The 13,834-nt window shown below is 73.6% G+C and carries 10 protein-coding genes; 8 read left to right on the forward strand and 2 right to left on the reverse strand.

The window, feature by feature from the left end:
• Positions 1–168: 168 nt before the first annotated feature.
• The 8 genes from AB0C73_RS16520 (at position 169) to AB0C73_RS16555 (ending at position 9,669) form a co-directional block, all read left to right on the forward strand.
• The gene (locus tag AB0C73_RS16520) at positions 169–1,821 is read left to right on the forward strand and encodes a dynamin family protein (RefSeq protein ID WP_362530007.1); all 1,653 of its coding nucleotides are present in this window, start codon (positions 169–171) and stop codon (positions 1,819–1,821) included.
• A gap of 307 nt (positions 1,822–2,128) precedes the next feature.
• A complete protein-coding gene (locus tag AB0C73_RS16525) occupies positions 2,129–3,937 on the forward strand; it encodes a GTPase (RefSeq protein ID WP_362530009.1) in 1,809 nt (602 codons plus the stop codon).
• A gap of 158 nt (positions 3,938–4,095) precedes the next feature.
• Positions 4,096–4,629, forward strand: a complete 534-nt coding sequence (locus AB0C73_RS16530) for a single-stranded DNA-binding protein (protein WP_362529955.1) — start codon at positions 4,096–4,098, stop codon at positions 4,627–4,629.
• A gap of 246 nt (positions 4,630–4,875) precedes the next feature.
• Positions 4,876–6,276: a Cys-Gln thioester bond-forming surface protein gene (locus AB0C73_RS16535; RefSeq protein WP_362529958.1), complete on the forward strand. Its 1,401-nt coding sequence runs from the start codon at positions 4,876–4,878 to the stop codon at positions 6,274–6,276.
• 223 nt (positions 6,277–6,499) lie between these two features.
• Positions 6,500–8,164: an energy-dependent translational throttle protein EttA gene (ettA, locus tag AB0C73_RS16540; protein WP_362529959.1), complete on the forward strand. Its 1,665-nt coding sequence runs from the start codon at positions 6,500–6,502 to the stop codon at positions 8,162–8,164.
• Between the two features lie 7 nt (positions 8,165–8,171).
• Positions 8,172–8,597 carry a thioesterase family protein gene (locus tag AB0C73_RS16545; protein ID WP_362529962.1) on the forward strand — a complete coding sequence of 142 codons (426 nt, stop codon included), beginning with the start codon at positions 8,172–8,174 and terminating at the stop codon, positions 8,595–8,597.
• A complete protein-coding gene (locus AB0C73_RS16550; RefSeq protein WP_362529963.1) occupies positions 8,594–9,280 on the forward strand; it encodes a hypothetical protein in 687 nt (228 codons plus the stop codon). Before AB0C73_RS16545 ends, AB0C73_RS16550 begins: the two co-directional genes overlap by 4 nt.
• Positions 9,277–9,669 (forward strand): GNAT family N-acetyltransferase, encoded by a 393-nt coding sequence (locus AB0C73_RS16555; RefSeq protein ID WP_362529965.1) that lies wholly within the window; start codon positions 9,277–9,279, stop codon positions 9,667–9,669. The genes AB0C73_RS16550 and AB0C73_RS16555 overlap by 4 nt, the downstream gene beginning before the upstream one ends.
• A gap of 38 nt (positions 9,670–9,707) precedes the next feature.
• Here the strand turns inward: AB0C73_RS16555 and AB0C73_RS16560 are convergent, their stop codons facing one another.
• Positions 9,708–10,631 (reverse strand): ABC transporter ATP-binding protein, encoded by a 924-nt coding sequence (locus AB0C73_RS16560; RefSeq protein ID WP_362530012.1) that lies wholly within the window; start codon positions 10,629–10,631, stop codon positions 9,708–9,710.
• Positions 10,632–10,762: 131 nt separating this feature from the next.
• The gene (locus tag AB0C73_RS16565; protein WP_362529968.1) at positions 10,763–13,570 is read right to left on the reverse strand and encodes an FtsX-like permease family protein; all 2,808 of its coding nucleotides are present in this window, start codon (positions 13,568–13,570) and stop codon (positions 10,763–10,765) included.
• Positions 13,571–13,834 lie beyond the last annotated feature (264 nt).

The following is a 13,834-nucleotide window of genomic DNA, read 5'->3' on the forward strand; positions in this document are numbered from 1 at the left end:
AGGTGCGATTCGTGCAGCGCTTTTCGCGCCACTCGGGCCGGGTGTTGTGCAGTCGTTATGCCCAGGGCGGCACCCAGGGTGCCCGGCTACATCCGTTCGGTCGGCGCGCGCGGCCGCAATACGCTTCAAAAAGGCTCCAAAATTGGGCATTCTTCGCATGTGGTGACCTTGGACGAACGGCCTCAGCTGATCGACGCACTCTCCGCCCTGCGCGACCGTGTCGCCGCCGTGCGTCTCCCCCTCCCCCTTCCCGGCGCCCCGCGCGCCCGGCAGACCCGGGCCGAGCTGCTCGCGCAGCTCGACGACTATCTGGTGCCCCGGTTGAAGGATCCCGACGCCCCGCTGCTCGCGGTCGTCGGCGGCTCCACCGGGGCCGGGAAGTCCACGCTGGTCAACTCGCTCGTCGGGCGGCGGGTCAGCGAGGCCGGGGTGCTCAGGCCCACCACCCGCACGCCCGTCCTCGTCTGCCACCCCGAGGACCACCACTGGTTCGCCGGCATGCGCGTCCTGCCCCAGCTGACCCGCGTCTGGCTTCCCCAGCAGGACGAGGAGCACCCCGCCGAGGACCCTCCCGAGGACAACTCCCTGCGGGTCGAGACCGCCGCCACCCTGCCCCGCGGCCTCGCCCTCCTCGACGCGCCCGACATCGACTCCCTCGTCGTCGAGAACCGGCTGCTCGCCGCCGAGTTGATGTGTGCCGCCGACATCTGGGTCATGGTCACCACCGCCTCCCGCTACGCCGATGCCGTCCCCTGGCATCTGCTCCGTACGGCCAAGGAGTACGACGCCACCCTCGTCACCGTCCTCGACCGCGTGCCCCACCAGGTGATCACCGAGGTCTCCCGGCAGTACGAGGCGCTGCTCGACAAGGCGGGCTTCGGTGACCTGCCCCGCTTCACCATCCCCGAACTGCCCGAGTCCACCGGCGGCGGCAGCGGACTCCTGCCCGACAACGCCGTCGCCCCGCTCCGCGGCTGGCTCGCCCACTGCGCCCAGGACCCGGCCGCCCGCCAGCAGGCCGTCGGCCGTACCGCCGCCGGCGTGATCGGCTCCCTCGACACCCGGATGCCCGAGCTCGCCGGCGCGGTCGCCGCCCAGTACGCCGCCGCCGTACGCCTTGGCGGCGCCGTCGAGGCCGCGTACGAGGACCAGGGGCGGCGGGTCCGCGAGCAGGTGTGGCGCGGCGCCGTGCTCGCCGGGGACGCCCGTACCCGCTGGCGCGGCTACCCCCGGGACACGTCCGCCGAGGAACTCCTCGACGCCCTCGTCGAATCCCTCGGCGCCCTCGTGCAGTGCGCCGTCGCCGCCGCCGACGAGCGGGTACGGGACGCCTGGCGGCGCGAACCCGCCGCCGGCGCGCTGTCGCACAAGGCCGCCCCCGGCCGCAAGGACGACGCCCACGAGGCCGGTGAGCGGATCGCCGTGACCGTACGGCGCTGGCGGCGCGTCCTGGAGGAGATGGTCGAGGAGGAGGTACGGGACATCGAGCGCCCCGCCGCCACCCGGGGCGGTACCCGGGGCGGCAAGCGCGCGGCCGCCGCCGCGGCCCCCGACACCGAGACCCTCACCGCGCTCCTCGCCGCCGGCCTCCTCGGCGGGCGCCGCACCCGCGCCGCCGGGGACCGGCTCGCCGAACTCCTCGGCGCCCAGGGCGCCCTGCGGCTGCGCGACAAGGGCGGCGCGCTGGTCGCCTCGTACCTCGACCGCGCCCTGCACACCGAACGCGACCGGCGGCTCGCGCCCCTCGACGCCCTCGACGTGACCCCCGAGCCGCAGGCCGAACTGATCGCCGCGCTCTCCGTACTGCAGAAGGAGAAGTGACGCCTTGGACGACGCCTTGGACGACGCCGTGAGGGAAGCGAAGGACGGCAGGGAAGGGAGGGTGGGGAAGAAGGACGGGAAAGGACGGCCGTCCGCCGCGTCCGCCGCGTCCGCCGCGTCCGCCGCGTCCGGCGACGCTCCCGGCGACGCTCCCGGAGCCGGAGCCGGAGCCGGAGCCGGAGCCGGAGCCGGAGCCCGAGTCGGAGCCCGAGTCGGAGTGGGAGCCGGAGTCGGAGCCGCCGGTTCCGGGCCCGGCACTCCCGATGCCGCCACCCCCACCCCCACCCCCCGCTGGGACGACGGCCTCATCGCCCGCCGCGCCGCCGAGCGAGCCGCCCCCGCCGCCCCCCAGGACACCCCGCCCGAGCCCGACGACGAGACCGGCCTCCCGCCCCTCGGCGGCGCCTATGGTGGAGCCCTGCGCACTCGCCTCGACGCGCTCCACGAGCTCGTCGGGCTCTCCCGGACCCGCGTCGAGGGCCAGGCCCTCGCCGAGGCCGGCCGGGTGCTCGACGAGGCCGCCGCCCGCCAGCGGCTCTCCGCGCGGCACACCGTCGTCGCCATCGCCGGGGCCACCGGCAGCGGCAAGTCCTCCCTCTTCAACGCCCTCGCGGGCGTCCCCGTCTCCGAGACCGGCCTGCGCCGCCCCACCACCTCAGCGCCCATCGCGCTCAGCTGGTCCGAGGGCGCCGCCGGGCTGCTCGACCGGCTCGGCATCCCCGGGCGGCTGCGCCGCAGGCCGCTCGCGGGCGGCGCGGCCGACGCCGACCTGCAGGGGCTCGTCCTGATCGACCTGCCCGACCACGACTCGGCCGTGACCGCCCACCGCGACCAGGTGGACCGGCTGCTCGGCCTGGTCGACGCGGTGATCTGGGTGGTGGACCCGGAGAAGTACGCGGACGCCGCCCTGCACGAGCGCTATCTGCGGCCGCTCGCCGGACACGCCGAGATCACCTTCGTCGTCCTCAACCAGATCGATCGGCTCGGCACCGAGGCCGCCGACCTCGTCCTCGACGACCTGCGCCGGCTGCTCGACGAGGACGGCATGGCGCTCGGCGAGCACGGTGAGCCCGGCGCGACCGTGCTCCCGCTGTCCGCGCTGACCGGGGAGGGCGTGCCGGAACTGCGCGAGCTCCTCGGCCGCTTCGTCCAGGACCGCACCGCGCCCGAGCGGCGCCTCGCCGCCGACGTGGACGCCGCCACGGCCAGGCTGCGGCCGGTGTTCGTCGCCGACGGGCGGCCCGGGCTCGGCGAGCGCTCCCGGGAGGAGTTCGCCCACCGGCTCGGTGTCGCGGTCGGCGCGCAGGCGGCCGGCGAGGCCGCCGAACGGGTCTGGCGCCGCAACGCCATCCGCGCCTGCGGCACGCCGTGGCTGCGGCTCTACCGCTGGTACGAGCGCGTCCGCGCGCACGGCAGCGGCGATACGGGCCTGGTGGCGCCGGTCGAGGACGAGCTGACCGCACGTCAGCGGGTCGAGCAGGCGGTACGGATCGTCTCCGACGAGGCCGCGCGCGGACTGCCGGGGCCGTGGGCGCAGTCGGTGCGCGAGGCGGCGCTGCGCGGTGCCGACGGGCTGCCGGAGGCGCTGGACGAGCTGACGGTGACGATGGGCGACCCGGCGGCCCGGCCGCCCCGCCCGGCCTGGTGGCCGGCCGCGGTGCTCGCCCAGGTGGTGATGACCTTCCTGCAGATCTTCGGCGCGCTGTGGCTGATGGCCCAGATCGTGGGGGTGGTCGAGCCGCTGCTCTGGCCGCCGGTGCTCATCATGGTGGCGGGGATCGTCGGCGGTCCGCTGGTGGAGTGGGCCTGTGCGGCGGCGGTACGGGGACCGGCGCGGCGTTACGGGCAGGAGGCCGAGCGCGCGTTGCGCGAGGCCGCGGCGGCCTGCGGCCGGGCCCGGGTGCTCGACCCGATCGCGGCGGAGCTGATGCGCTACCGCGAGGTGCGCGAGCAGTTCGTGACGGCCTCGGGCGCCACCCGGGTGGCGAGCCGGGCGCTGGGCGCGGGCGGCATGGGCATGGACAGGGGCAGGGGTACGGGTGCCGGCGCGGGCGGTGGACGGTTCGGCGGCACCCGGTTCGGGCCGGCGCGGGCGGGTGTCGCGCGGGTGCGGTGAGGCGGAACCTCTCCGGAACCTCCCGTTCGGGTGGCCGAGTTGTCCACAGTCGCCCATGTGTCCACAGTGCTCAGCAGGTTTCTCCGGTGCGGTCGAGGATGGATGTCACGAGGGCGGCGAAGGGCGGCTCTCGGGAACCGGACGGGGAGCGTGGGCAGATGAACGAGACGACGGTGACGCTGGTCGGCAACGTGGCGACGAACGTGGAGTACCGGGAGACGGGGTCGGGCGGGGTCGCCCGGTTCCGCTTCGCGGTGACCGCGCGCCGCTGGGACCGCGAGCGGGCGATGTGGACGGACGGCGCGACCAGCTTCTACACGGTGTCCGCCTGGCGCGCTCTGGGGGTGAACCTGGCGGCCTCGGTCTCGGTGGGCGAACCACTGGTGGTGCACGGCCGGCTGAAGGTGCGTGAGGAGGACGTCGACGGGCGTCGGAAGACCTTCGTGGATGTCGTGGCGGTGGCGGTGGGGCACGACCTGACGCGGGGGACGGCGGCCTTCCGGCGCGCGACGCGGGTACCCGAGCGACAGCCGGGCGACACGCAAACTCTCGTACCGGAACAAGGAGTTCCGGATATGGTGACCTCCACGGCGGCTCCGCCCGGCCCGGCGGCCTCGGCCTCCGATCCCTGGGCGACGCCGCCGCCGACCGGCGCGAAGGCGGCCGACTACCCTCTGGTAACCGCACCTTGACCATCCGTCATGGGGATTTGTCGATACCGTGACCAGCGGTTTCGTGCTCAACTAGCCTCGTTGATAACGATTGAGAGTCGGTATGGTTATCGGATCGCACGATGGGACACAGGGCCCTTCCCCGTCCCTAGGATTCCGGATACTCAAGAGGCACTTGCTTCCAGTGGGGCAGTAAGTCTGCTGGCGGGTGCTCCCCCCACGCGTCTCGATCGATGACGCGGAGCAGCCCGCACGGAGGGGAAATCCATGTTTTCTGTTCGGAGGCGCGGCATTGCGCGCCTTGCTGCCGCGACCGTGGTCTCTGGCCTCGTCGTGGCGGGTTCGATAGCCGTCGCGGGACCGGCGATGGCTGATGGGGCCGACCAGGGCACAGGTGGTGCCACGGCGACCCTGGGTGATCTGAAGATCTACGACACGGTCGAGATCAAGAACTCCCACCGCAAGGTATCCGCGGGCCTGTTCGAGATGGACGTCGAGTCCGGTGGGTCCATCCAGACCTACTGCATCGACCTCTACACCGGGGCGAAGACGGGCCAGGAGTACAAGGAGGTCGGCTGGGACCAGTCGTCGCTCCACAACAACCAGGACGCCGGCAAGATCCGCTGGATCCTGCAGAACTCCTACCCGCAGGTGAACGACCTCGCGAGCCTGGCCAAGAAGGCCGGCGCCAAGAAGCTCACCGAGCGGACCGCCGCCGCCGCCACCCAGGCCGCGATCTGGCACTTCTCCGACAAGGTCGAGGCCGTTCCGGTCAACGCCGAGGCGGCGAAGCTCACGAAGTACCTGGAGGAGAAGGCCGTCGGGCTCGACGAGCCCACCGCCTCCCTGAGCCTCTCCCCGGCCTCCGTGTCCGGCAAGGCGGGCGGCCGCCTCGGCCCCGTCACGGTGAACACCAACTCCGGCACGGCGAAGGTCTCCCTCGCCCCCGGCGCCCCGGCCGGCGTGAAGATCGTCGACAAGGACGGCAAGGCCGTCACCGATGTCGCCGACGGCTCCAAGGTCTACTTCGACGTTCCGGCCGGCACCGCCGACGGCACCGCCGAGCTGAACGTCGAGGCGAACACCACGGTCCCGATCGGCCGTGCCTTCGTCGCCACCAAGGTGAAGAGCCAGACCCTGATCCTGGCCGGCACCAGCACCTCCACCGTCTCCGCCAAGGCCACCGCGAGCTGGGCGAAGCAGGGTGTGGTGCCCTCCGTCACCGCCGAGAAGAACTGCGCCAAGGGCGGCGTCGACATCACCCTCGGCAACAAGGGTGACGAGGCCTGGGAGGTCGACCTCAAGGGCGTGAAGTACAGCGTCGGCGCCGGCGAGACGAAGACGGTCACCGTCCCGGTCGCCGAGGACGAGGCGTACAAGTTCACCGTCACGGGCCCGAACGGCTTCGAGAAGGTCATCGAGGGCGTCCTCGACTGCAAGACGGCCACCCCCGGCCCGACGCCGTCCGAGACCCCGAGCGGCACCCCGTCGCCGTCCCAGACCCCGGCGACCGGCGGCACCAGCTCCGGCACCACCGGTGGCGGCGACCTCGCCGAGACCGGCAGCTCCAGCGCCACCCCGATGATCGCGGGCATCGCCGCCGCGCTCCTCGTGGTCGGTGGCGGCGCGGTCTTCTTCCTCCGCAAGAAGAAGACGGCCGGCCAGTGAACACCCGGTGAGGTGACCCCCACCGGGTGACCTCACCGAACGGCCCCGCCGAGCACCGTGCGGCGGGGCCGTTTCGCGCCCCCGGGAACCCACCCGGAGTGCCCGGAAGGTCACATCAAGTGACCGTCCACGGGACCCGTCGCGGTACTGGTTTCCGCCGACGGGGCTCGGTCAGGCAAGATGGGACCTATCTGCCCACTCACTCCTTGCCGGACGGTTTCTCTTGGCTGAGTACATCTACACCATGCGCAAGACGCGCAAGGCGCACGGCGACAAGGTCATCCTCGATGACGTGACGCTGAGCTTCCTGCCCGGTGCGAAGATCGGTGTGGTCGGCCCGAACGGTGCCGGTAAGTCCACCGTGCTGAAGATCATGGCCGGCCTGGAGCAGCCCTCCAACGGTGACGCCTTCCTGTCCCCGGGCTACTCGGTCGGCATCCTCATGCAGGAGCCCCAGCTCGACGAGTCCAAGACCGTCCTGCAGAACGTCGAGGACGGCGTCGCGGAGATCAAGGGCAAGCTCGACCGGTTCAACGCCATCGCCGAGGAGATGGCCACGAACTACACGGACGAGCTCATGGAGGAGATGGGCAAGCTCCAGGACGACCTGGACCACGCCAACGCGTGGGACCTCGACGCCCAGCTGGAGCAGGCCATGGACGCGCTGGGCTGCCCGCCCGGCGACTGGCAGGTCGTGAACCTCTCCGGTGGCGAGAAGCGCCGTGTGGCGCTCTGCAAGCTGCTCCTGGAGGCCCCGGACCTGCTGCTGCTCGACGAGCCCACCAACCACCTCGACGCCGAGTCGGTGAACTGGCTGGAGCAGCACCTCGCCCAGTACAAGGGCACCGTCGTGGCCATCACCCACGACCGGTACTTCCTCGACAACGTCGCCGAGTGGATCCTCGAGCTCGACCGCGGCCGCGCCATCCCGTACGAGGGCAACTACTCCACGTACCTGGAGAACAAGGCCTCCCGCCTCAAGGTCGAGGGCCAGAAGGACGCCAAGCGGCAGAAGCGCCTCAAGGAAGAGCTGGAGTGGGTCCGCTCCAACGCCAAGGGCCGCCAGGCCAAGTCCAAGGCGCGCCTCGCCCGCTACGAGGAGATGGCCGCCGAGGCCGACAAGATGCGGAAGCTGGACTTCGAGGAGATCCAGATCCCGCCGGGCCCGCGGCTCGGCAGCATCGTCGTCGAGGTCGAGAACCTCAACAAGGCCTTCGGCGAGAAGGTCCTGGTCGACGACCTGTCCTTCACCCTGCCCCGTAACGGCATCGTCGGCGTGATCGGCCCGAACGGCGCCGGCAAGACCACGCTCTTCAAGATGCTCCAGGGTCTGGAGACCCCGGACTCCGGCGACATCAAGGTCGGCGAGACCGTCAAGATCTCGTACGTCGACCAGGGCCGCGCCAACATCGACCCGAAGAAGACGCTGTGGGAGGTCGTCTCCGACGGCCTGGACTACATCAACGTCGGCCAGGTCGAGATGCCGTCCCGCGCCTACGTCTCCGCGTTCGGCTTCAAGGGCCCGGACCAGCAGAAGCCGGCCGGCGTGCTCTCCGGCGGTGAGCGCAACCGCCTCAACCTGGCGCTCACCCTCAAGCAGGGCGGCAACCTGCTCCTCCTCGACGAGCCGACCAACGACCTCGACGTCGAGACCCTGTCCTCGCTCGAGAACGCGCTGCTCGACTTCCCGGGCTGCGCCGTGGTCGTCTCCCACGACCGCTGGTTCCTCGACCGGGTCGCCACGCACATCCTCGCGTACGAGGGCGACTCCAAGTGGTTCTGGTTCGAGGGCAACTTCGAGTCGTACGAGAAGAACAAGGTCGAGCGCCTCGGCCCGGACGCGGCCCGCCCGCACCGCGCCACCTACAAGAAGCTGACCCGAGGCTGATCAGCTCATGGCTCGGCACATCTACTCCTGCCCCCTCCGCTGGTCGGACATGGACGCCTTCGGGCACGTCAACAACGTGGTCTTCCTCCGCTACCTGGAAGAGGCCCGGATCGACTTCATGTTCCGGCTGGCGCCGGGCGACGGGAGCCCGTCGTTCTCCGGCGGGTCCGTCGTGGCCCGCCACGAGATCGACTACCTGCGCCCCCTGGTGCACCGGCACGAGCCGGTCACCATCGAGTCCTGGGTGACGAAGATGGGTGCGGCCTCGCTGACGATCGCGTACGAGATCAAGGACCCCGACGTGACCTACGTACGGGCGTCCACGGTCGTCGTGCCGTTCAACCTGGAGACGCAGCGGCCGCGCCGGATCTCCGAGGAGGAGAAGTACTTCCTCAAGGAGTACCTGGACGACGGGATGACCTCGGCCCCGTGACTCCGCTCGCGCCGCTGCATTTCGACGACGCCCGGGAGGCGGCGGGACTCGCCGCCTTCCTGCGCCGCCTGCTGCACTACGACCGCGCCGCCGCCGTCCGCCTCCAGGGCGGCGGGGGCGCGCTGGCCGTGTTCGGGCGGCCGCCGTCGTTCGAGGTGATCGCGATCCGCACGGCGCGCCTGGTCGACGCGGTCGACCTGGACGTGACCGTCTCCGCCGGTGAACTCCTCGAAGGCATCGAGGAGTCGGCGGGCAAGGCCGTCGTCCCCGACGCCGTCACCGGCCCGCCGTGGGCCGGGGTCCTGCCGCCGCGCGCCGGCTGGGAGCCGGTCGCCGGACTGCCGGACGCCGCCGCGATGCGCGGCGCGGTCGGCGCGGCCGTGGCCGAGTTCCGGGCCCGCGACGAGGCCCTGCCCGAAGAACGGCGCACCCGCGCCGAACGCGACCGCATCGGCCGCGAGATCTGGTCCCGGACCCTGTCCGGCACCGGGCTGCCGCTGCGTGCCGTGCACGCGGCCCAGTCCCTCGGCTTCCTGCCGGACCTCCCCGGCGAGGCCGGCGCGGACCTCCCGGTGGCACTCTTCGCCGCCGGACCCTGGCTGCGCCTGCGCACCCCGTACGGCTCGGTGGCGCTCCGTACGGTACCGACGTCGCTGACCGTCACTCTGGCCTCCACTCGATGACGGGGCTGACGCTCGCCGTCGACGCCGAGCTGACCTCCGACGCGCTCGACGAGCTCTTCCACGCCTCCTGGCCCGGCCACCGGGACACCGACTTCGGGCCCGTGTTCGCCCGCCGGCTGCTGCACGTCACCGCCTGGCGGGACGAGAGGCTCGTCGGGTACGTGAACGTCGTCGGGGACGGCGGCGCGCACGCGTTCGTGCTCGACACCACCGTCCACCCCGACGAGCGCCGGCAGGGGCTCGGAGTCGCCCTCGTACGCGGAGCGGCCGAGGCCGCGCGCGAGCGCGGGGCGCACTGGCTGCACGTCGACTTCGAGCCGCACCTCACCGCCTTCTACGAGCGGTGCGGCTTCAGGCCCACCGCCGCCGGGCTCCTGGCCCTGCGGTAGAACGGGCAGCCCCGCCCGGCCCGGACCGGCGGCCCCGCTCAGCTCGCGTCGTCCGGCCACACCCCGATGTGGTCCTGCTCCAGCTCCAGGGCCACCCGGTGCCGCATGTTCAGGGCCTCGGTGTACTCGGCGGGCAGCTGGAGCCGGCCGGCGCGGTCGAGCATCGCGTACTCCCGGGCCACCAGGGACTCCTGGCCCGCCTCGTCCACCTCGGTGCGGCGCAGCACCTCGGAGGAGGTGCGGCCGTCGCGGATGGCGACCGTACGGCGCACCTCGGAGGCCACCGCCTGGTCGTGGGTGACGATCACGATCGTGGTGCCCAGCTCCTCGTTGGCCCGCCGGAACGCGGCGAAGACCTGCTCGCCGGTGGCCGAGTCCAGCTCGCCGGTGGGCTCGTCGGCGAGCAGCACCGACGGGTTGTTGGCGAGGGCGACGGCGATCGCCACCCGCTGCTGCTGGCCGCCGGACAGCTGGTGCGGGCGCCGGTCGGCGTGCTCGGTCATGTCGAGCATCGCGAGCAGTTCCTCGGCCCGGCGCGCCTTCTGCCGGGCGCCGCCCTTCCGGCCGCCCTTCAACTGCATCGGCAGCGCCACGTTCTGGGCGGCCGTCAGATAGGGCAGGAGGTTGCGCGCGGTCTGCTGCCAGACGAAGCCGACGACCTCGCGGCGGTAGCGCAGCCGCGCCTTGCCGTCCATGGCGAGCAGGTCGCAGCCCGCGACCCTGGCCGCGCCGGCGGTCGGCACGTCGAGCCCGGCCAGGATGTTCATCAGGGTCGACTTGCCGGAGCCGGAGGCGCCGACGAGCGCCATCAGCTCGCCCTCGGTCACCAGCAGGTCGAGGCCCTGGAGGGCCTGCACCTCCACCCCGTCCGTCGTGAAGATCCGTACGACCCGGTCGCAGGCGATGAGCGCGTCATGCCCGTACGAGGGCCGGTCGCGGTGGGCCGTGGCCTGCCGCTCCAGCTCCTCCAGGGTCGTACCGGTGGTCCCAGGACCGGCAGTCCCAGGACCGGTGATCCCCGATCCTGCGGTCCCTGATCCTGCGGTCCCCGGTCCTGCGGTCCCGGAGCCGGCGGCCCCCGGGGTCGTCGTCGTCATCGTGCGTCTCCTGCCCTGAGTTCCTGGATCGAGCCCTTGCGCGCCGCCCACCACGCCTGCGCCACCGCCGCCCCGCCCGCGAGCAGCAGCACACCGGCCGCCGGAAGCCCCAGCGACCAGACGTCCGCCCGCAGCACCGCCCCGAGCCCCACGGCCTCCTCGGGCGCCCCCGCGAGCGCGAGCCGGCCCAGATCGACCCCGGGCGCGAGCAGCAGGATCGTCGCCCAGCCGACCACGGCGCCGCCCACCGCCGCGAGCACCGCCTGCGGCAGCGCCTCCTGCGCGAGCAGCCGCCTGCCCTGGCCGCGGGTCAGGCCCAGGGTGCGCAGCCGGGCAAGCAGCACGGACCGCTCGGGCGCGATCTGGAGCAGCGAGATCAGCACGGCGAGCACGGCATACCCGGCACCCGCGCCGATCGCGGCCAGATAGAGCGACTCGGCCCCGGTCTGCATCGGGGAGTCGACGTACGCGGCGCGCTTCTCCGCGGCCAGGTCGACGTGGCCGCCCTTGGCCTGCTTCGTGACCGCGGCGCGCAGCGCCGGGCCGTCAAGGGCCCCGCCTCCGCCCCCGGTCCCGCCCCCGCCGCCGGTGACGAGCAGCGTGGTGGGCGCCCGGTTGACCAGGTCGTCGGCGTTGACGAGGAGGAAGTCCTTGTCGGGCAGCGCGGGCGTGACGGTGCGCACCGCGACCACCTTCACGTGGAAGCGGCCGGCCGCCGCCGTGATCTCCATCGGCTGGTCGCCCAGGCGCTCGGCGACCGCCGGTGAGGCGATCGCCGGGATGACCCGGGCGTTGTTGGCGACATTGGCGGGCCCGCCCGTGCCGGTCGACTTCAACAGGTCGGCGGGGAAGGCGCCGAAGCCGGTCCGGGCCGCGAGGCGCGTGTACGTGGCGGGCTCGACGCCGACCAGCGGGGCGCCCATGCCGTGGTCGGTCGAGCCGTTCCGGGACGGCAGTTCGAGCCCGTACTCGATCTGCACGGGCGCCACCTCCCGCACCCCGGGGAAGTCCCGTACCGTCTCGGCGATCCCGGCGGGCAGCGGCGTCCAGCCGACGTCGTTGGACACCCGGGCGTCCGCGCCGGTCGCCAGATGGGCCGCCCGGTCGCGGGCGTCGGCGACGCCGGTGAGCACGGCACCGCCGACGGCGGCCGTGGTCAGCGCCACCAGCAGGGCGAGCAGCGGCAGCGCGCCGGTCGCCGAGGCCCGGCCGGCCCGGGCCAGGGACAGGAAGCCGATCAGGCCCCGCAGCCGGCGCGCCGGGCGGGCGGCCCAGCGCAGCGGCAGCGGATACAGCCGCATCAGCAGGAACGCGGCGATCAGCGCGACGAGCACCGGCGCGGCGCTGACCAGGTAGTCGACCGAGGCGGAGGTGGACTCCGATCCCGAGCCCGTGCCGCGGCGGCGCAGCGCCGTGACCGCGCCCACCGCGAGGACCAGGAAGGTGAGTTCGGCGACCGTGCGGCGCCGGGACGGCCGGGCGGCGATCAGGTCCTCGCGCCCGCCGTGCAGCTGCGGCCGCCGGTGCAGGAACACCGCGCGCACCGGCAGCACCAGGGCGCCGAGCAGCCCGAACGCCCCGGCCGCCGCGCAGGCGGGCCACAGGCGCGCACCGGGTGCGTCGGTGAGCGCGACGGCGAGCAGCAGACCGAGCGCGGCGGCCGGGACCGCGACCACGGCGGTCTCGCCGAGCAGCCGCCCGCCGATGCCGGGCAGGGAGGCGCCGCGGGAGCGAAGGAGCGCGAGTTCGGCGTGGCGCCGGGCGGTGAACAGGCCGCCGGTCATGGCGATCACGACGACCGCGACCGCGCCGACGCCGAAGGCGGCGACGGCGACCACCGACGCGATGGCGCCGCGCAGACCGGCGTAGCCGGTGACCACGTCGTCGAGGCCGGTGGCGAACTGGGCGTTGGCGCCGACGACTTCACGCATCCGTACGACGTCGGGCCCGGCGGCGGCCGAGTCGAGCGCGGCGGCGAGCCGCTCGGTGTCCTGCGCGGTGAGATGGCCCGTGGCGGGCGCGTACCGCCAGTACCGCTCGGGCTGGCCCAGCGTCCTGGTCAGCTCGGGCCCGCTCTCGGGCGACACGATCAGCGTGGCCACCCAGTACCACTTGGGTTCCACGACGCCCTTGGCCGTCCGGAGAGGGGTGTGCAGCAGCGGGTCGACCGTCCAGAACGGGCGGCCGGCGTCCCGCGGTTCGACGACGCCGGTGATGGTGACCGGCTTCGGCGCGCCGTCCGTGCCGGACACGTGGACCACCGAACCGGGCTTCAGGCCCAGTGTTCCGGCGGTCTTCGCCGTGACTGCCGCCTCCATGCCGCCGTCCGCGCCCGTCCTGGGGGCGCGGCCCGCCGTGTACGTGGCGTGCTCGGCCAGGTCGGCCGGCGCGTCCAGGAGCAGCTCGGGCGGCAGCCCGTCCGGCTGCGGCAGCCACGGGTCGAGGGCCGGGATCCGCTTGACATTCCGCACCCCGTACGCCGAGCCGCCGAGGTCCGCGCGCAGCGGCGCGGGCAGCAGCGGCGTCAGCCTGTCCCGGGTCCCGCGCATCTTCTCGGGCCTGAGCTGATCCGCCTTCTCGGGCGAGGCGGGCGCGGTCAGCGTCATCGTGGTGCGGTGCGCCGGGGCGGTGCTGATCGCGTGCCGCAGCCCGTCCGTCTCGTACCCGTCGACGGTCCGCGGCAGCGCCGCCGCGAGAAAGGCCGTCACCAGGACGAGCAGCCCGAAGGCAGCGGCCGCACCCGGCGCGGTCCGCAACCGGGTCCGAACCCAGGGCGCCACGACGCGTGCGGGCTTGCGGGGCATGGCGTTCGCCTTTCCGCGGGCGGGGGAGGGGGACGGGGAGGGGGACGACTGGGGGGTGAGGGCGGCCGCCATCAGCGGCCCCCTCGGGGGTGAGCGGGGTGTGCCACGCCCCGGCACCGGGCGGCGACGGCCGGCACGGGGGCTGCGCCCCGGCCGGTGGCCGGGGGCGTCAGCCGCCCGCGCCGGCGGGCGGGCCGAGTCGCGCGCCCGGGCCGCGCGGCGGCCGGTGGCACGAGGGCTGCGCCGCGGGCGGCGACGGGTGAC

This window comes from Streptomyces sp. NPDC048623 (assembly GCF_040650755.1).
Lineage (GTDB): Bacteria > Actinomycetota > Actinomycetes > Streptomycetales > Streptomycetaceae > Streptomyces.